This is a genomic window from Hyunsoonleella aestuarii, from assembly GCF_006148925.1.
Taxonomy (GTDB): domain Bacteria; phylum Bacteroidota; class Bacteroidia; order Flavobacteriales; family Flavobacteriaceae; genus Algibacter_D; species Algibacter_D aestuarii.
In genome coordinates, this window is record NZ_VAWB01000002.1 from 415,531 (window position 1) to 433,975 (window position 18,445).

General features: G+C 32.0%; 17 protein-coding genes. 10 read left to right on the plus strand and 7 right to left on the minus strand.

What is annotated here, in order from left to right; genetic code table 11:
- Window positions 1-79: 79 nt before the first annotated feature.
- The 6 genes from FEF17_RS11595 to FEF17_RS11620 all read left to right on the plus strand — a co-directional run bounded on the left by FEF17_RS11595 (window position 80) and on the right by FEF17_RS11620 (window position 6,610).
- Window positions 80-2,044, plus strand: a complete 1,965-nt coding sequence (locus FEF17_RS11595; RefSeq protein WP_139002560.1) for an AAA family ATPase — start codon at window positions 80-82, stop codon at window positions 2,042-2,044.
- The gene (locus FEF17_RS11600; RefSeq protein WP_139002561.1) at window positions 2,034-2,618 is read left to right on the plus strand and encodes an NUDIX domain-containing protein; all 585 of its coding nucleotides are present in this window, start codon (window positions 2,034-2,036) and stop codon (window positions 2,616-2,618) included. Before FEF17_RS11595 ends, FEF17_RS11600 begins: the two co-directional genes overlap by 11 nt.
- Window positions 2,619-3,854 carry a DUF6638 family protein gene (locus FEF17_RS11605; RefSeq protein WP_139002562.1) on the plus strand — a complete coding sequence of 412 codons (1,236 nt, stop codon included), beginning with the start codon at window positions 2,619-2,621 and terminating at the stop codon, window positions 3,852-3,854. It abuts the gene before it with no gap.
- Between the two features lie 346 nt (window positions 3,855-4,200).
- Window positions 4,201-4,719 carry a hypothetical protein gene (locus FEF17_RS11615; RefSeq protein WP_139002564.1) on the plus strand — a complete coding sequence of 173 codons (519 nt, stop codon included), beginning with the start codon at window positions 4,201-4,203 and terminating at the stop codon, window positions 4,717-4,719.
- Window positions 4,716-4,910: a hypothetical protein gene (locus FEF17_RS14315; protein WP_170181000.1), complete on the plus strand. Its 195-nt coding sequence runs from the start codon at window positions 4,716-4,718 to the stop codon at window positions 4,908-4,910. The genes FEF17_RS11615 and FEF17_RS14315 overlap by 4 nt, the downstream gene beginning before the upstream one ends.
- Before the next feature lie 5 nt (window positions 4,911-4,915).
- Window positions 4,916-6,610, plus strand: coding sequence for a hypothetical protein (locus FEF17_RS11620; RefSeq protein ID WP_139002565.1), 1,695 nt, complete (start codon window positions 4,916-4,918; stop codon window positions 6,608-6,610).
- Here FEF17_RS11620 and FEF17_RS14505 read toward each other — a convergent pair.
- Together FEF17_RS14505 and FEF17_RS11630 are read right to left on the minus strand one after the other, a co-directional pair.
- Window positions 6,607-7,557, minus strand: a complete 951-nt coding sequence (locus tag FEF17_RS14505; protein WP_139002566.1) for a GNAT family N-acetyltransferase — start codon at window positions 7,555-7,557, stop codon at window positions 6,607-6,609. The genes FEF17_RS11620 and FEF17_RS14505 overlap by 4 nt on opposite strands.
- Before the next feature lie 60 nt (window positions 7,558-7,617).
- Window positions 7,618-8,628 carry a formimidoylglutamase gene (locus tag FEF17_RS11630; protein WP_139002567.1) on the minus strand — a complete coding sequence of 337 codons (1,011 nt, stop codon included), beginning with the start codon at window positions 8,626-8,628 and terminating at the stop codon, window positions 7,618-7,620.
- 115 nt (window positions 8,629-8,743) lie between these two features.
- Here FEF17_RS11630 and FEF17_RS11635 point away from each other — a divergent pair, with 115 nt between their 5' ends.
- On the plus strand, window positions 8,744-9,628 hold the full coding sequence (locus FEF17_RS11635; RefSeq protein ID WP_139002568.1) for a DUF8428 domain-containing protein: 885 nt from the start codon (window positions 8,744-8,746) through the stop codon (window positions 9,626-9,628).
- Window positions 9,629-9,680: 52 nt separating this feature from the next.
- Here the strand turns inward: FEF17_RS11635 and hutI are convergent, their stop codons facing one another.
- Window positions 9,681-10,919 carry an imidazolonepropionase gene (gene hutI, locus FEF17_RS11640; RefSeq protein ID WP_139002569.1) on the minus strand — a complete coding sequence of 413 codons (1,239 nt, stop codon included), beginning with the start codon at window positions 10,917-10,919 and terminating at the stop codon, window positions 9,681-9,683.
- Between the two features lie 56 nt (window positions 10,920-10,975).
- Here hutI and FEF17_RS11645 point away from each other — a divergent pair, with 56 nt between their 5' ends.
- Both FEF17_RS11645 and FEF17_RS11650 read left to right on the plus strand, forming a co-directional pair.
- Complete coding sequence (locus FEF17_RS11645) at window positions 10,976-11,668, plus strand: aspartate/glutamate racemase family protein (RefSeq protein ID WP_139002570.1); 693 nt, start codon at window positions 10,976-10,978, stop codon at window positions 11,666-11,668.
- A gap of 3 nt (window positions 11,669-11,671) precedes the next feature.
- The gene (locus FEF17_RS11650) at window positions 11,672-12,247 is read left to right on the plus strand and encodes a Crp/Fnr family transcriptional regulator (protein ID WP_139002571.1); all 576 of its coding nucleotides are present in this window, start codon (window positions 11,672-11,674) and stop codon (window positions 12,245-12,247) included.
- 145 nt (window positions 12,248-12,392) lie between these two features.
- On the opposite strand, the gene fumC is transcribed toward FEF17_RS11650, so the two are convergent.
- A complete protein-coding gene (gene fumC / locus FEF17_RS11655) occupies window positions 12,393-13,790 on the minus strand; it encodes a class II fumarate hydratase (RefSeq protein ID WP_139002572.1) in 1,398 nt (465 codons plus the stop codon).
- Window positions 13,791-13,977: 187 nt separating this feature from the next.
- Between fumC and FEF17_RS11660 the strand changes: the two genes are divergently transcribed.
- Window positions 13,978-14,619 (plus strand): peroxiredoxin, encoded by a 642-nt coding sequence (locus FEF17_RS11660; protein ID WP_139002573.1) that lies wholly within the window; start codon window positions 13,978-13,980, stop codon window positions 14,617-14,619.
- A gap of 325 nt (window positions 14,620-14,944) precedes the next feature.
- On the opposite strand, the gene FEF17_RS11665 is transcribed toward FEF17_RS11660, so the two are convergent.
- The 3 genes from FEF17_RS11665 to FEF17_RS11675 form a co-directional block, all read right to left on the minus strand.
- Window positions 14,945-17,359, minus strand: a complete 2,415-nt coding sequence (locus tag FEF17_RS11665) for a TonB-dependent receptor (protein WP_139002574.1) — start codon at window positions 17,357-17,359, stop codon at window positions 14,945-14,947.
- 121 nt (window positions 17,360-17,480) lie between these two features.
- Window positions 17,481-17,825 carry an arsenate reductase (glutaredoxin) gene (gene arsC, locus FEF17_RS11670; RefSeq protein ID WP_139002575.1) on the minus strand — a complete coding sequence of 115 codons (345 nt, stop codon included), beginning with the start codon at window positions 17,823-17,825 and terminating at the stop codon, window positions 17,481-17,483.
- Window position 17,826: 1 nt separating this feature from the next.
- Entirely contained in the window at window positions 17,827-18,444 is a 618-nt protein-coding gene (locus FEF17_RS11675; protein WP_139002576.1) for an HAD family hydrolase, read from the minus strand.
- Window position 18,445 lies beyond the last annotated feature (1 nt).

Sequence of the window (18,445 nt, forward strand, 5' to 3'; positions counted from 1 at the left end):
CGGGCTAAGCGACATGTTATCTAATTAAATATATCAGATTGCCAAGTTGCACTCTCTCAATGACGTAAAGAATAAAAATATGGAACACAACTCAACATTTCCAATAAAATTAACAGAATTGAACATGCTTCGTGACGAAGCGTCTTCATTTTTAAAAAATATACAATGGGAGCAAGGTTCTCGTGCAAAGAGCAAGGATAAAGAAGCTAAAGACGACTCTATATTATTGTATTTATCACGAGCCAACAATGGTTCTAGTAGTGCAGAAATCACATCTGTATCTAAAACTATTTTAGCCTTAAAAAAACGGTTGCTTCCAGATTCTGTTGCGATTCCTATTTTTTTGAACCAAACTTTATTTGCTGTTCAAGAGGGAATTACCTTGGGCATTTGGATTAAGGATAGTTACTATGATGCGTCTGGATTATCCAGTTTGAATGAAAATAAAGCGGCATTAGATAATATTGGAAAGCGTGAGTTTGAAAGTAAAATGCATACAGCCACTGCTTTTATGCTATTTTCAATAGCTTATAAAATATTACACGATTTAAAACCACATGCATCGGACGATTTAAGTGTAATGAAGCAGAAATTTGCTGGGATTCCGGAGGTGTCATTAATGTCGCCTTTAAAAGGTGTTTCCTGCAGTTTGTTCTATTTTGACAAGTATTTAGGGCATCCAGATATTATAAAATCTGATAGAGATGTTATTGATTTTACTGTTGTTTATTTTGAAGCTTTAATTGATGAAATTCAAGTTCGTAAAAGCTCTTTGGAATATACTGAGACTATCGAAGATAGAACTTATAAGTTAGAAAACTCGGAGTTTGCCGTTTCAGGCTGGAATAATGTATTTCAAGGTGCTGCCAAAAGTGTAGAGTTTAATAAAATACAGTTTGAGCAAATAGTTGGTAATAGAGATGCAAAACATTTTGCACGACGACTAACCGAACGTTTATTAAGCTACGATTTTACCGAAAAGAAAAATCCGTTTCAGGAGTTAGGAGGTTTTATGCCTGTTTTTATGGGCTATGGGATACCAGGAACAGGCAAGAGTATGTTGATTGCTGCTATAGCAACACGGCTTAAAGAACATTGTGATACTTTAGAAATTCCATTTTTATTTCATCCTATGCCAGATACTTTGATTTCGACTTTTCAGGGTGGTTCTGCAGAAAAAATGGTAGAATGGATGAAACCGATGCAAGATCCTTCGAAACTTATTTTTGCGCCTATAGATGATGCAGAGAACAACTTACAAGAAAGGACATTACAAGGTGTTTCGGCAGGAGTTAAAGAGGTGATAGGTGTATTTTTAAGATATACAGAAGGTGCGTATGCGGTAAATTATGGTAATAGTTCCATTGGCTTATTTACTAATCTTCCAGAAATGCTAGACAAAGCGGTTATTTCACGTGTGCAAGGCAGATTTAAAATCGATGGAGCCAGAACTGAGCATGATTTTTTAGACCAAGATCATCTATGGTGGCGTAAATTGGATGATACCATGCCAGATTTTGTAAACATGCAAGGTCCTGAGAATTACAGCTATTTACAGAATCAAGGATTAGCTAAAAACATGGGAGAAATATTGAATTTAACAGACAAACCATCTGAAGAACGCGTTCATGCCATTTATGATAAGGTAGAGAAACAATTCAAAACAAATCAACATTTATTTTATGCCAATCTTTATAAAGATATGCAAAAGGCATTTTCATTCTTTTCTTCAAGAGACGTTAGAAACATTCAAAGTGCCGTATCTCTTAGATTAACTGATTTTGATTTAGAAGAAGATTGGTTTGAAAACCCAGAAATATATTTTAAGCAGGATTATGAAACCAAATATAATATGCTTCAAGAACTCATGCGGAGCAATATGAAAGGACTTGATTTCTCTGAAATTCGTCGTCAAGAGGTAGTGCGTTATCTTGATAATGTTGCAACCATTGCAGATACCGATTTTAAACGAAAAGTAGATGCTAGAGTGAATCAACTAAATATTGAAATGGAGGCGAGACAAACGTTTGAGAATGGACAATAACCAAATCAACAATATCGAAAGCACTTTACTTTCAGATAATTATTTTTTTCTTAAAAAGTATAATTTCGATTATCTGATGCCCAATGGTAAATGGGTTAATCAAATGAGAGAGGTTTACGACAGGGGTGATGGTGCTGGAATTCTACTATATAATAAAACAAAGAAAACAGTCATCTTAATAAGGCAGTTTAGAATGCCGACATATTTAAATGGCAATGAAGACGGGTTTTTGTTAGAAATTTGTGCAGGACTTTTGGATAAAGACAACCCTGAAGCTTGTATTATTCGTGAAACTGAAGAAGAAGTAGGATATCGTTTAAAGTCAGTGAAAAAAGTATATGAAGCATATTCTTCCCCTGGCGTTATGACGGAAAAAATGCATTTTTTTGTTGGCGAATATACCGCTGCAATGAAAGTAAGTGATGGTGGTGGATTAGATAGTGAGCATGAAGATATTAAGGTCTTAGAGATCCCTTTTAAAAAAGCTTTAAGTATGTTGCACAATGGAGAAATAGTTGACACTCGCACTATTGTCTTGATTCAGTATGCTATAATTCATAAGCTAATAGAATAAATGGACAAATTAAAACAAGCAAACCTATACAGAAGCGAATTAATCCCTGTTAGCGGGAAGTTGGTTGAGCGTTACAATAAATGTTTGGTAAAACTTGGTTTTACAAAAACCAAACTTAAAACCTTTCACATTGACGGCATTGGTTGGAGTCCAGAAATTGCTAAAGAAAAAAGAGTGAGCCATTATTTAAGCAATGGAGAAGCAAATCCGCATGGTATTTTAATATCGCCTTTACAGAAAGGGAAACCGATATATTATCCATTTCATAGTTTTGATAGGGATATGATGCGTTTTATTTTCAGAGCATACGGCGATAAAATAAACGATATTACCCGAGATTCCGCTATTTGCATTGATTTTGACCAAAAAATAGATGCTTTTTATGAGCCTTTAGATGTTCTTAAATATAATACGGTTCATATTAATTTTCATTTAATGGATAATCTCTATCATCTTCAAAATGATCAATTAGAGCTTATCGAAAAGTTTAATCAGGGGAATAACTTTATAGATGAAAATATACATCAAGAGCTGTTGAATTCTGCGAAAACTTATGGCGATTTAAGACATAGAGATTTAAAAATGCCAGCCTTAAGCTTTTCAGTAAGTTCATTTTATACCAAAGCATTTGGAGGTATTTATTTGCTAAGAGATTTTATTTCACCAATTATAATATTTGAGGATACAAAGTGGCATAAAGAAGCTATAAAAGACACGAATTATGATGTGTTAATTTATCATATTGAGCAACCCGAATTGATGGATAAATTACGTGACCACGTTATTATAGAATACGATTTGGAAAAAGCTATTAATACTAAACGTTATGAACGTATTAAGAAGTTTGAATTAACTAAATACTTAGAAAAGCCAGAACATAACATTAAAGAGATTCTAAATAATCCTATTTTATTTAAAAGCTATTTAAATAAATTAGATATAAATTCTCGTAAAAAAGTAATGAGTGTTGAGCGCTACTTAGAAAAATTAGAAGTTAGTAACCAATATAAAATAGCAGATATTGTTGATTTAAAACTCTTTGAAGCTCTGCATGAACCGCATTCATCATTAGATGAAAAACATAAAGATTTAATTTGGAAACTATTAATCAATATAGCACCAAAAGATATTCTGTTTTGGTATTGGTATGATAAAGAAGATTTTTATAAAAGTTTTAAAACATGGGATGATTCTCTTAAAGAATGGGCTATTGAAACCATTAGTAACAATATATGAAAAAAATAGACTCATAGTTTATGGAGCTTTATCATTTTGTTTATATCATTTTAACTCTTATTATATGGAATATAAGCTATCTGCATACAGGTAAATATGTTAAACCTAAATGGAAACAATTTGGTAAATTTATATTTTACATCACGGTTTCTATAATTTTCATTTTTTGGGTTAAGCATTACAGTCTAATTTTTATAATTGGACATCAGCTATTGGGTTTATTATTCCATATAAAGGTTTGTAAACAAAACAGAATTAATTGGATAAATTGTGAGCCAACAGAAGAATATTTAAAGCTTCATAAATTGTGGGCTCAAGGAAAATTTAAGGAATAAAACTAAAGATTATGACACTAGAATTAATCATTTTTATCGCTTCTATACTATTTGGAGCCCTTATATATTGGAGAGAGTCTCATGGTAATGGGTTATATAGGTTCTTTAATAAACTTATGTATTCCAAAGAACTTCAAATGAAATCTACCGATAAAACAGGGTTTTTATACCAACAGAAGTTTATAATACGTCTAGTATTTATTGGTTTCTTATTTATAATAGGAATTATAGTTACGCGTTTTTTAATTCCTATAGATATTGCAACCATTTCCATATTTGCTTCAATGATAGTTGGCACATTAGTAGGAACTTATTTGGCAAATTTTATTTTCAAATCAAGTGAAGTTATTGATGAAAAAAGTGATTCCATAGAAGATATGGTACATGATACTATTGAGAAAGGTAAGGACTTTATTGAAGATTTGAAGACTAAAGATTCAGAAGAAATTGTTGAAGAAATTAAAGAATCACCAAAAGTTAAAGGAAAAAGTGCTCGTGAACGGTTAAAAGATAAAGGATATCTAAAATGAAAATGATATCGAATAAGTCTAGGTATATATTAATTTGTGTATTTGCAGTTCTGCTTATTACTGAATTGATTATAATGGACTACGACAACTTTACAGATTGGAAAAACTGGTTAGCTCTATTAGCACCAATTCTAATGATAATAGCTATGGTGCTGAGTATAAAGCAGGTTAATAAACAGGGAGAGAATTAGTGACTATGATAAAAAACTATTGGAATAAAGGTAAAAAGCAAAAACGAATAACCATTATTTTTGGCTTAGTCTTACTATTTCTATTATTTGTTTTACGTGACGATTACCAGCCAGCGCTCTTATTTGTAAGGAAATATATTTTTATTATTTTATTGAGTGGAATTGTGCTATTCTTCGGATTGCGAAAGTTTAGAAGATCGGCAAGCACCGGAGCTAGATTAGCTATACTGGGGCTGTTACTAGCCTTTTTTGGTCTTTTATACATTGTTGGTTGGCATTTTAGAATGTATGATTATATGAAAACTTATAATGTGTTCAATAATCTAAATCGGGTTGAGATAAATGAATTACCATTAACTCAAAATGAACGCATTCAACCACTTCGAAATGTTTTTTCAATGGCAAATGAAAGTGTTGGCGAAACTAAAGATGTTTCGTTACCTCATTTAGTTAGAATCGAAAATGAAAATAAATGGACCATGGCCATTCAGCCCACTGAGAAGTATGTCTGGCAAGGAATGACAGATAATACCGAGGAGGTGTTTGCTGTGTCGAGTACGACACCATTTCCTAGGTTTTCGAGTGAAAATAGAATTCCAGTTACCTTTTCAATAGGAGAGTCGTTAAAGTTTAGTAGAAATACATATAATGCGGTGGTACAGCGATTTAACTTTTTTAAGCTTTTTTTAATGGAACCAAGTGACACCTATTATATGCAGAATGATTCTGGGCAATGGGTGCAGGTGGTAAGCTTGATAAAATGGAAAGGGTTTTTGTTTCCATACCCAACGTTTGGAGGTGTTATGGTTATAGAAAATGGTGAGCATGATTTTAAAGATTATTTAGAGCGTATTCTAATAGGTAAGGGAACTTTTATTAGTCCTGAAAACATGAAAAATCATGACTATTTAACACGACAAAATACACTTGCCGAAAAAGTCTCGAGATTGCAAGCCGAATCATTAAAATTTTTAGGAGGATTTAGCGACCCGCTACCTTGGAATATGGAAACGGCAGTTAAAATTCCAGAAATGCCCAAAGATCAAAACCAACAACCCTATGTTACCGATTTTGATTTTTCGGACACACAATCTGCAGCTTATAGCGGTTTGTACCATTGGTTTGGACTAGAGCCAGTGGGAGATGAGCGTACAAGTTTAAGTTTTAGTGTATTTGTTCCTGCCGATGGCACAGACAAATTATACTATTACAATCACGCAGCAAAGAAACAAGGATATGCAGGTGTCTCTGCAATGCCTTTAAAAGTAAAGGAGTCGAGAAAAGAATACGATTGGACCGCAAATACACCAGTTGAATTTAGACCTTACATAAAAGATATTGCAGGAAGAAAGCGCATGTTTTTTATGGGAACAGTGTCTTCAATTAGTAATGAAAATGCAGAACAATTTGATGGCTCTGCAACTCCAGATTTGGTTCTGATTGATAGTGAATATCGCGATGTGGTTTGGATAGATGTTAAGCATCCAAGTGAATGGAATAAAAAGGTCTATAATCAATTGAACGAAGCATGGCGATCTAGCGAAAAAATTGGTTATTATTTTGTTGAAGAGTCCAAAACTATTGATATAATGCCGGAGTCAACAGATACAATAGCTCCAGTTTTAAGGGATAGCTTAAAAACAAATGAAATTGAAAGGTTACAACGACAAATTGATTCTTTAAAATCTTTGAATAATTAAAACACCAACTTCATTTTAATATTACTCCGTGCATATGGTGAATTTGGCTCAACTGGAATTTCAATAAAACCATACTTTTTATAGATATAGATGGCATTTTCTAACTTGGTGTTAGAATAAAGTATAAGTTTTGGTAGCCTCATATTTTTCGCAAAATCAATACAATACTGCATTAATTTTTGTCCAATTTTATAACCACGATGTTTGGGTGATACAGCCATTTTAGTTAACTCGAAAAGACCATCATCTCCCAAAGGCATAAGTGCAACCGTACCAACAATTTCATTATTCAGTTTCGCAAAAAATATATGACCGCCCTTGTCTATTATATATTGCTTTGGTTTACTTAAAACCTCTTCGTCATAGGCTTCTACATAAAAATAAGTTTTTAACCATTCTATATTTAACTCGTAAAAGTATCGTACATATTCTTCTTGATACAAAACGATATTCAATTCTTGTAATCCATATATTTTTACATTTTTAATAATAGTTTCACTAAAACTTTTAGATCCAAGTTTATTTTCCAAAATATTTAAGTGCTCGATAAGGGAAGAAGAATTTTCTAAAGTAAATTCTTTTATAACGTCTTCGATACTTTTCCAAATGGGCTCTAATTTCATCAAAGTTCTTTTTCCATGATTAGAAAGATGAATTATTTTTTTTCGCTTGTCTAAATCGTCATGTTTAAAGCGAATAAGACCTTTGTCGTTTAGTTTATTGACAGCTTGTGTGATAGCAGGCTGTGTAAAGTGTAATGAATTTTGAATATCTTTATTTGTAACACCATTTTTATTAACTATAATTTTAAAAATAGGGAATAGGTAAGGATCAAAATCTATATTAAAATAATCATAGACTAACTGTGTTTCTTTCATAATAAATTCACTTACTCTTTTTAATCGAGAGCCTAAACCCAGTTCGCCATAACCTCTTAAAGCATCCATATTATTATTTATATAAGTACTTATGTAAATCTAATATAAATTGTATTCTAATTCAAAACTTTATGCCTTAATAAAGTCTGTAATGAGGTAGGTAATAAGTTTACCAATTTTAGTAGCAGTCTTTTTTGTTGGTGAAGCTTCACATATGTGTAGATAGCAAACATTGTTTTTCTTAGCAAAATAATCTAGAAACTGTCTAGATTTATTAACGGTGAAACCACTAGGTGTCATCGCACTCGAGGGTATATTTTCAATAGCATCACAATCAATTTCAATACCAAAATAGTCATCACCCACATGTTCTGAAGCACGCTGCAATTCATATTTAAATTTGGTTTTTTTTCTAATTTCTAAATCTTCAAAGGTATTATATAGTATTTGTTTTGTTTTATTCAATACTTTAAAGACCTTATCTGAGGTATAATTTTCATGTAAACCGAAAATAAAGTATTTGTTTATAAAACCTTCATCGAAGGCGTAACTAAATCCATTTCCACTATGCCGACCTTCTTTATCTCTAAAGTCGGAATGTGCATCTAGGTTTACAACATTAATCTTTTTTCCTAAAGCTAAGGCAGTACCCTTAATATTTCCGTATGCATTATTATGTCCACCTCCTATAATTATTGGTTTTTTTCCAGCTAAAACTATTTGATTTATAAGATGAGTAACAGAATCATCAATATTATTTACCAGCTTTCTTGCCCTTAAAACATCCTTTTTTCTAGAAGAATTTAATCTTGAAACAGCCAACATTTCATTGGTGAAATCTAAATGACCTAATATTAATGCGTTATTTGCTCTTGTAAATTGGTTACTCTGTATGTTTAACAAAACTTTAAGTGTAGCACTCCAAGCCTTTGCTGTTCCACGTTTACCATGGTTTGCAAAAACACCAATATCTTCAGGCAAACCAAAAATAACATACTTAACATCCAAATTTTTAAGTTGTTCGTATATATTGGAAATGCTGGTTAAAACTTGAACGTGTTGACCAAATTTGGATTCACCAGAGCGTTTGTTTAGTAATTTATTTCGAGTAGCGTTATTAAATAAAACTAGGTTGTCCATAAAACAATAAATATTGAATAATAAAAATACATCATTATTTATTTTTAGCATTATAAAATTGAAGTTATAAAATTTAAAAACATTAGACCTTAACAAACATTAAAAACAAGTAATTATGGAAAACAACAAAAATAGTATGGGCCTTAAAATAGCTTTAGGAATAGCATTAGTTCTATTTTTAGGAACTGGATTTTATACTATGAATCTTTACAAAGAAAGTAATGATACCAAAAAGCAATTAACTGAAGAGAAGCAATTAGTAATGAATGATTTAAACGCCATGGCAAAACAATATGATGAGGCTATTAGCGAGAATGATGTGGCTAATGCTAACTTAGTTGATGCCAGAGCAAGAATTCAAGGTTTAATAGATTCTTTAAAGATTTCTGAAACTAATGTGAAGAGTTTATGGAGATATAAAAGTAAATATCAGTCTCTACAAAAGGAAATGGATGTTCTTTTAGCTCAAAATGATTCTTTACGAGTAGAGAACTCTTACTTAGCCACATCTTTGGATAGTACTCGTGTACGTCTCGAAGAGCGCACTGTATTTACAGATTCATTATTGGTACAAAATACAGCTTTGGCTGAAGTGGTTGAAAATGCTGCTGTATTATCTACTGTTGGATTAAAAGGATTTGGAGTTATAGAAAGAACTTCGGGTAAGTTAATCCCAACTGAAAGAGCAAGTCGAGTTGATAAAATTCGTGTTTGTTTTACAGTTGCTAAAAATGCGTTAGTACAGGCTGGAGATCAAGAATTATACGTACAGGTAATAGATCCTAACAGTAATACATTAGGATTAAACGATCAAGTACAATTTGGTGAAAAAATACTTAACTATAGTATGATTAGTAAATTCAATTATGAAAATAGCAACCTAAATATTTGTGAGTTTGTTGTTTCTAAAGGTGAAGATAAATTTGCTAAAGGTCGTTATGTAGTAAATGTTTTCAACCAAAAAGATTTAGTATCAAGCTCTGAGTTTACTTTAAAGTAAACAAAATATAACACTTAAGAGCAAAGCCCTAAACTAAATGTTTAGGGCTTTTTTATTCAACCACTTTTCCATTTATAATGACTTGGTCTATGTGGTTATCACCAAAAGCATAGGGTAAATAATTATAGCTTGGAATATCCTTTGTAATAATAATATTAGCTTTTTTTCCAGTAGTAATGCTTCCATAATCTTCAGATATACCCATGGCATATGCGCCATTAATGGTTGCAGCATTTATGGCTTCTTCAGGTGTCATCTTCATTTTTATACATGCGGTACTCACAACAAAATTCATATTACCACTAGGGGTAGAACCAGGATTATAATCGGAAGCTAATGCTAAGGCTAAACCAGCATTTATAAGTTTACGAGCAGGTGTATAGGGGATACTTAAAAAGTAAGAACATGAGGGCAAAGCAACAGGTATCGTGTTACTAGCTTTTAATGCATTTATATCTTCTTCTGTTAACTCTTCCAGATGGTCTACAGATAATGCATTGTTTTTAACAGCTAATGGTACACCTCCAAAAGCATTAAACTGGTTGACATGTATTTTTGGAGTTAGACCATATTCTAAACCAGCTTTTAAAATCCTATTGGTATGCTCCAGAGAGAAATAACCTTTCTCACAAAAAACATCAATAAAATCAGCTAGATTCTCTTTATGAATCAAAGGAAGCATATCATTAATAATTAAATTGATATAAGCGTCTGCATCACTTTTAAATATTTTAGGAATGGCATGTGCTCCTAAAAAAGTAGCTTTTATTTTTATAGGTGCATTTTCACGAATTCGTTTTATAACACGAAGCATTTTTAACTCAGCATCAACGGTTAAACCGTATCCTGATTTAATTTCTAAAGCACCTGTTCCTAATTTTATTATGTTTTTTACTCTTTTTAAAGATTGTTCGTACAAAGAGTCTTCATCCGTATTCTGTAACTCTTCTGCAGAATTCAATATACCACCACCACGATTGGCAATTTCTTCATACGTTAAACCATTTATTCTATCAACAAATTCTTGCTCCCTATTACCAGCATAAACAATATGAGAATGAGAATCGCACCAAGATGGTAGAACTATTTTACCAGAAGCATCAATAACTTTATCAGCGTCAATATTAGTGCAGTGATTCATCTCACCAAATTTCATGATAACATCGTTTTCAATTAAAAGAAAGGCGTTTTTAATAGCTGGCAGTTCTTTCATATCAGCTCCTGATACTTTTAGTTCCGTTCTTTCTCGAATTTGTAGTAATTCTTTAATATTGGTAATTAATAGTGTCATGTAAAATATTATTGACAGGAAATATCGCTAAATTTAGCAACAATAAATTTAATGAGATGCAAACTATAGGATTAATTGGAGGTATAACACCACAATCAACAATAATGTATTATCAGATATTAAATGATCTAGCCGAAAAAGAATTTGGTGAGTTTCATTCTTGTAAACTTATTATAAACTCAGTAGATTTTGCTGAAATTAGTAAACTACAAAAAGTAAACCGTTGGGATGAGCTAGATAAAATTATGAGTGATGCTGCACAAAGTTTGGAAAGAGCAGGAGCTAATGTTATTTTAATATGCGCAAATACGATGCATTTAACAATTGATGCTGTAAGAGAAGCAATTTCAATTCCAGTTGTTCATATCGCTGATGCTACTGCTGAAGAAATAAAAAAGCAGAAGTTAAGTAAAGTAGGATTGTTAGGTACTAAATATACCATGGAAAAGGATTTTTATAAAGATATTCTGAAGTCTAATGGTATTGACGTAGTTATTCCAAATGAAAAAGAAAGGATTGTTATTAACGAAGTTATTTATAACGAACTTTCGAAAGGAATTTTAAAAAAAGAAAGCAAAGCATTGTATTTAGAAATAATAAATTCATTAATTTTAAGAGGTGCCGAAGGAATTATTTTAGGTTGTACTGAAATTCCTCTTTTAATTGAACAGAAAGATGTGAAAGCGCCCATTTATGACACTACAACAATTCATGCATTAAAAGGCTACAGAAGAGCACTTATAAATTAATAAATGAATAGAAACTTTACTTTTTTAAATTCTATTACAGATATATCTGAAGAGGCTTTCGCTATCATTAAAAATATATCTGTTTTTAGAAGAGTACCAGCAGGGTGTCAACTAGTAAAATATGGAGAAAACACCTCAAAGGTATATATGCTTGTAAATGGTATTATTCGATGCTATTTAAGTACAGAAGAAGGAAAAGAATTTAATAAAAGTTTTTATCTACCTATAAGTTTTGTTGGATCCTTAACCGCCTTAATGAAAAAAAAGCCATCAAAATTTGTTTTTGAAACATTGACCGATTGTAAATTATATGAAATAGATTTTTATAAACTAATGAAACTTTGTGAAGAAGACACTGGCTTTAAAAGCTTATACAACAAAGTGTTAGAAGGTTTATATATAAAATATGAAAAAAGGTTAGTTGAATTAATTTCATTGGATGCCAAGGAACGTTACTTAGCTTTAAGAAATCAAATACCTAATGTAGATGAGTTAATACCGCAATATCATATTGCCTCATACTTGGGTATAACTGCCGTGCAATTGAGTAGGATCAGAAAAAAACTGGACGGTGATTAACATTTGTTAACAAAATTATGATTGGTAAATAATAAATTTACATCGATTTCTTTTTGATTTAGCAAAAGGATTGATAGCTAACCAACCAAAAAAAAACAGGTATCTATTAAATACCTGTTTTTTTATTTTATTATTTCAAGTTTAATTATTTCAAACTGCCTACCATGTCTTCAGGTTTTACCCAAGCATCATAATCTTCGGCATTAACATAACCTAAATTAATGGCCTCCTCTTTTAAAGTTGTTCCATTTTTATGAGCTGTATTCGCAATTTCTGCAGCTTTATAATACCCAATTTTAGTATTTAATGCAGTCACTAACATTAACGAGTTATTAAGTAGTTTAGTGATTACTTCATAGTTAGGCTCAATACCAACGGCACAGTTAAGATCAAAACTTACACAAGCATCACCTATTAATTGAGCTGATTGTAATACATTGGCTGCCATAACAGGTTTAAAAACATTTAGTTCATAATGACCTTGCAAACCACCAACAGAAACGGCTACATCATTACCTATCACTTGAGCACAAACCATTGTTAATGCCTCACATTGGGTTGGGTTCACTTTACCCGGCATAATAGAACTACCTGGTTCATTAGCAGGAATTATTATTTCGCCTATACCACTTCTAGGTCCAGATGCCATCATTCTAACATCATTGGCTATTTTATTTAGAGAAACCGCTAATTGTTTTAATGCTCCATGTGTCTCTACCAAAGCATCATGAGCTGCAAGCGCCTCAAATTTATTAGGAGCAGTTATAAATGGCAATCCTGTAAATTCAGCTATAAATGCTGCAACTTTCTTGCTATATCCTTTAGGTGTATTTAGTCCAGTTCCAACTGCAGTACCTCCAAGTGCAAGTTCACTCAAGTGGGGTAATGTATTTTCTAAAGCTTTTATACCATGATCTAATTGAGCTACATATCCAGAAAGTTCTTGCCCCAATGTTAAAGGTGTGGCATCCATTAAATGCGTTCTACCAATTTTAACGACCTCATTAAAAGCTTCAGATTTTTTCTTTAAAGTATCCCTTAGTTGTTTTACACCTGGTATAGTAGTTTCAACCACTTTTTTATATGCTGCTATATGCATTCCAGTCGGGAACGTGTCATTTGAGGATTGCGATTTGTTAACATCATCATTTGGTTGAATTGTTTTTTCGCCTTCACCAATATTTTTACCAGCTAATTGATGTGCTCTGTTTGCTATGACCTCATTGACATTCATATTACTTTGAGTGCCAGATCCTGTCTGCCATATAACTAAAGGGAATTGATTGTCGTGTTTTCCTTCCAAAATTTCATTACATACCTTTCCAATTAAATCACGCTTTTCCTCTGATAAAACACCTAATTCACAATTGGTATATGCTGCCGCTTTTTTAAGGTATGCAAAACCGTAGATAATCTCCATAGGCATTGAAGCAGTAGGTCCAATTTTAAAATTATTTCTTGAACGCTCAGTTTGTGCTCCCCAAAGCTTATCAGTAGGTACTTTTACCTCACCCATTGTGTCTTTTTCAATTCTGTAACTCATGGTAATAATAATTTAATTTTAAGTTGCAAAGTTAATTCTTTTAGCCTTGTTTCAATTATGATATATGTTAGTTTTTTGAAAGTTTTTTAACATAATTACGAGCCAATATTTTCGTTTTATTACACGAAATATCATAACTTAGTAGAACTTCAATAAGTTATCATTAAATAATAAATAATAAAAAAATATGGCAGCAATAAGATTAGGAGACATAGCTCCAAACTTTACAGCAGAATCTACAGAAGGCGCTATTAATTTCCATGATTGGTTAGGAGATAGTTGGGGTATATTATTTTCACATCCAGCGGATTATACACCTGTATGCACAACAGAATTAGGAACTGTAGCAAAATATAAGATTGAATTCGAAAAAAGAAACGTTAAAGTTGTAGCACTTAGCGTTGATGGTATTAAATCGCATCATGGTTGGATTAATGATATTAATGAAACCCAAGGCACAACTGTTAATTTTCCAATTATAGCTGACGAAGACCGAAAAGTTTCAGAATTGTATGATATGATTCATCCTAATGCCGATAGTAAATTAACCGTACGTTCGGTGTTTGTAATTGGCTCTGATAAAAAGGTAAAACTCACTATTACTTATCCGGCTTCAACAGGAAGAAACTTTGATGAGTTATTACGAGTTATTGATTCCTTGCAATTAACCGCTTATCATAAAGTGGCAACGCCTGCTAATTGGAACAATGGTGATGACTGTGTTGTTGTGCCTGCAGTAGCAACAGAAGATATTCCGGTCATTTTTCCGAAAGGGTATAAAGAGGTCAAGCCTTATTTGAGGATTACACCACAACCCAATTTAAATTAGTTCATAATGCTGTTAATAATTTTTAATTTGATATTGTATAAGAAAGCCTTTTCAATTATCTTTGCCAAAGATTTATAAAAGACACTTATTATTATGTTTGATTTCGACCAATATTTAGGCTTTTTAGCATTTTTAACGATTTTAACCATTGGTTTTTGGTTAATGATTTTTTTATTGACTTTCGTTATACCTTATTGGATTGGTGGATCTTTAATTGAAAGATTAAAAGAAATTAGAGAAGCAAAAAAAGCTAAAAGAAACGCATAGTTAAAAAATAAAGTAACAATTATAAAAAAGGAAGCTTATTAAGCTTCCTTTTTTATTTCTACATATCTATATCACCACCTCTAAAGTTTCGTTGGAATTCTCGCTTTTTCTTTTGATTAAACCTGTATGTGAAAGATAGGTTATATGAGCGTACACCACGGTAACGCAGGTCTCGAATGGTTATGAAATCGTCTGTTTCGACAGTTCCTGTAAATGCCCGTGTGTTAAATAGGTCATTGACATTAAAGGCAATAGATGCTTTTTCCTTAAACATATCTTTACTAAATGCAAGGTTTACTGTTAGCACACCATCTCTGGTATTTTGAGCATCTAAACTGGGGCCTCTATAATTAATGTTTGTTTGCCAATCTATTTCCCATGGAATAGTTAATTTATTACTTAATCGAGCCCTCCAACTCACATTTTCCGAATCGAAGTTAGCACCATCAAATTCACCATCGATTATAGAATTAAAAAGGTTAAAATCGGTATTTACGCGCCATTTACGAGATGGACTATAGGTAAGATTAAATTCAAAACCATAGCGGTTTTCTGTTGCAATATTAGCAGGTGTTCTTAATATTACTGGTACTTGAATGCCGTCAACTTCAACAAATTCTCCTGTCCCTCTACTAACAAATCGCATTACATCGGTAGATCTTTGATAATATGCTGATGTACTTAAAACAAACTTATTAAACCTATTTAAGTAGCCAAGGTCGATTTGCCCTGAATACGTTGGATTAAGTCCAGGGTCACCTTGAAAAATATTGGTAACACTACTTCTTGAAGGGTATGGGTTAAGAAAGAATGACCATGGTCTTCTCAATCTTCTATTAAAACCTAATGTAAGATTTTCATCTTCGTTAAACTCATAGGTTAAGTTTATTGTTGGAAATAGCCCTGTAAAATTTCTTTTTTCGAAGTCACCAGAAGTTGGTTGATCTAATGTAAGTTGCGTATTTTCCATTCTTAATCCCAGCAAATAAGAAAACTTATTTATTTTACTCCCAAATTGAAAATAAGCAGCATGGATATAATTTCTAAAATTAAAGACGTTTGTGAGATTTGTGTCAATTTCGAATTCACCAGTATTACTATTTAGCAATTCTACTTTATAATCTGTTGTGGTATCATCATAGTCGCCACGATATCCCATTTCAAATTGGCTATTCTCTCCAAGAGGTAATACATAATCAGTTCTTAAAAATATTTTAGAACCATCGACTATCTGTGATAAAATGTCACTATCAATACCATCTACATTTATCAATGAAAATTCATCTCTATCATTATCTTCAAACTGAAAATCAAAAGTTAATTTGTGACCACTTGTTTTAAAGTTTTTAGTATAATTAAACGAGTATTGAATATTTTTAGAATCGGTATCTTGAGGGTCAATTCTTAAATTATCACTTAATAGATTCATATTTGAATCTAACTGTAATAATCTCGTAGTAGATTCATCCAGTCCATTATTATCACTAAAAACCATTGATGTTGTAATAGAAGACGAGTCATTTATATACCATTCCACACCAAAATTATTTGTAATTCCTTTCGAGGTATTGACCCAGTCTCGCTTTTCATCGTTTATGTTTCCATTGTTTTTAAATGTTGTATATGAATACCAATAGCCTGGTGATTCGTTGTATCTATAAGAGATTGTGTTAAAAATATTAAGATCACCAGTTCTAAAATTGATATTGCCAGAAATTCCAGCACGATCTGGATAGCCAACATTGGCTGTAACAGCTCCATTTAAGCCTTGCAGTTTACTACGACGCAAGATTATATTTAAAATTCCAGCAGTACCTTCTGCTTCATATCGAGCAGATGGTGAGGTAATAACTTCCACTTTTTCAATAGCCTCTGCAGGTAATTGTTGTAGCGCATCGGATGAATCTAGACCAACTAATCCAGAAGGTTTGCCATTTATAAGAATACGAACATTGTCATTACCACGAAGTGCAATATTCCCCTCGGCATCAACAGAAACAGAGGGTACATTATCTAGAACATCACTTACGTTTCCACCCCTTACTGTTAAATCTTTACCTACATTATAAATTTTCTTGTCTAGTCTAACTTCAACAGTTGTTTTTTCAGCTATAATCTCAACTTCATTTAAAGTCTCTAAGTCCAGAGATAATGATACCGTACCCATATCTAAATTGGAATCTATCTTTTTATTGGAAAGTTCAAAAGTTTTATAAGATATATATTCAATTCTAATATCATAGATTCCTTCAGAAACTTTAATTTGAAAATTTCCATTAATATCGGTAATAGTACCATCTACAACTTTCTGTTCTTTATAACTGAAAAATGAAATAGTCGCATATTCAAGAGGTTGCTTTGTTTCTTGATCTATCACATTTCCTTTAACAACTCGATCTTTAACAGTTTCAGGCTCAGCCAAAAGTTTGGTCGTTGAAATCAAAAGAATAATTAACAAGTAGAAATACTTCATTTTAAAAAGTCTTATTTAAAAACAAAGCAAAATTATTGATATATAGTGCTGCTCTCGGTTAAAGAAAAGTTAAATAAAACCGAGGAATGATTGATTGATACTATGCCTAAATAAGCAAATACTATTTGATGAAATTCGCTATTAATTCTGGAGGTCTTCCAATTACTGCTTTGTCACCATTTATGACAATTGGACGTTCAATTAATTTGGGGTGGCATACCATGGCTTTAATGATTTCTTCATCAGAAAGGTTTTTACCTTTATAATTTTCTTTCCAAATAGTTTCATTGATTCTCACCAATTGTATGGGTTTAATATTCAATATTTTGATGATTTTACCCAATTCTTCAATTGAAGGAGTATCTTCCAAATACTTAATAACTTTAAATTCTTTTCCTGAAGTTTCTAAGATATTTAAACCTTCTCTTGATTTGCGACATCTGTTATTATGGTAAATCTTAATCATTTTAAATATGAATATTAAAACCTATTAAATCTTCTTTTAGCCGTTCGGGACTTGTAAATCGAATACCATTGATTCCTAAATTATTTGCTGCTTCAATGTTTCTGAGATTATCGTCAATAAATATTGAGTTTTCAGCTTTAATGTTAAATCGATTTAGTGTAAGATTGTATATCTCATCAAATGGTTTCCTAGTTTTCTCTTCTCCAGAAACAATAATACCTTCAAACCAATGCAAAAACTCAAAACGTTCTAACGCAATAGGAAATGTCTCAGCACTCCAATTTGTTAATGCTACAACTTTATACTTTTTCGAATGTATAAGCTCTTTTAAAACTGCGACTGTACCGGCAATGGCATCTCCCAACATCTCTACCCATCTACCATAAAACATTCTAATCTCTTTTTCGTATTCTGGAAACATTGTAATACGCTCTTCAGTAGCTTTAGCCATAGGATAACCAGCATCTTGATTTTCATTCCAGTCATGAGTACATATGTTATCGAAAAACCACTGCATTTTTTTTCGGTCGCCATCAAATACATCTAAAAAAACGTATTCTGGATTCCAATCGATAAGTACGCCGCCTAAATCGAATATTATCGTGTCTATTTTATTCATC

What these genes read in the sequence shown, in the direction of transcription:
- FEF17_RS11595 (WP_139002560.1), top strand. Translation starts at nt 80, where the DNA reads ATGGAACACAACTCAACATTTCCAATAAAATTAACAGAATTGAACATG.
- FEF17_RS11600 (WP_139002561.1), top strand. Translation starts at nt 2,034, where the DNA reads ATGGACAATAACCAAATCAACAATATCGAAAGCACTTTACTTTCAGAT.
- FEF17_RS11605 (WP_139002562.1), top strand. Translation starts at nt 2,619, where the DNA reads ATGGACAAATTAAAACAAGCAAACCTATACAGAAGCGAATTAATCCCT.
- FEF17_RS11615 (WP_139002564.1), top strand. Translation starts at nt 4,201, where the DNA reads ATGACACTAGAATTAATCATTTTTATCGCTTCTATACTATTTGGAGCC.
- FEF17_RS14315 (WP_170181000.1), top strand. Translation starts at nt 4,716, where the DNA reads ATGAAAATGATATCGAATAAGTCTAGGTATATATTAATTTGTGTATTT.
- FEF17_RS11620 (WP_139002565.1), top strand. Translation starts at nt 4,916, where the DNA reads ATGATAAAAAACTATTGGAATAAAGGTAAAAAGCAAAAACGAATAACC.
- FEF17_RS14505 (WP_139002566.1), bottom strand. Translation starts at nt 7,557, where the DNA reads ATGGATGCTTTAAGAGGTTATGGCGAACTGGGTTTAGGCTCTCGATTA.
- FEF17_RS11630 (WP_139002567.1), bottom strand. Translation starts at nt 8,628, where the DNA reads ATGGACAACCTAGTTTTATTTAATAACGCTACTCGAAATAAATTACTA.
- FEF17_RS11635 (WP_139002568.1), top strand. Translation starts at nt 8,744, where the DNA reads ATGGAAAACAACAAAAATAGTATGGGCCTTAAAATAGCTTTAGGAATA.
- hutI (WP_139002569.1), bottom strand. Translation starts at nt 10,919, where the DNA reads ATGACACTATTAATTACCAATATTAAAGAATTACTACAAATTCGAGAA.
- FEF17_RS11645 (WP_139002570.1), top strand. Translation starts at nt 10,976, where the DNA reads ATGCAAACTATAGGATTAATTGGAGGTATAACACCACAATCAACAATA.
- FEF17_RS11650 (WP_139002571.1), top strand. Translation starts at nt 11,672, where the DNA reads ATGAATAGAAACTTTACTTTTTTAAATTCTATTACAGATATATCTGAA.
- fumC (WP_139002572.1), bottom strand. Translation starts at nt 13,790, where the DNA reads ATGAGTTACAGAATTGAAAAAGACACAATGGGTGAGGTAAAAGTACCT.
- FEF17_RS11660 (WP_139002573.1), top strand. Translation starts at nt 13,978, where the DNA reads ATGGCAGCAATAAGATTAGGAGACATAGCTCCAAACTTTACAGCAGAA.
- FEF17_RS11665 (WP_139002574.1), bottom strand. Translation starts at nt 17,359, where the DNA reads ATGAAGTATTTCTACTTGTTAATTATTCTTTTGATTTCAACGACCAAA.
- arsC (WP_139002575.1), bottom strand. Translation starts at nt 17,825, where the DNA reads ATGATTAAGATTTACCATAATAACAGATGTCGCAAATCAAGAGAAGGT.
- FEF17_RS11675 (WP_139002576.1), bottom strand. Translation starts at nt 18,444, where the DNA reads ATGAATAAAATAGACACGATAATATTCGATTTAGGCGGCGTACTTATC.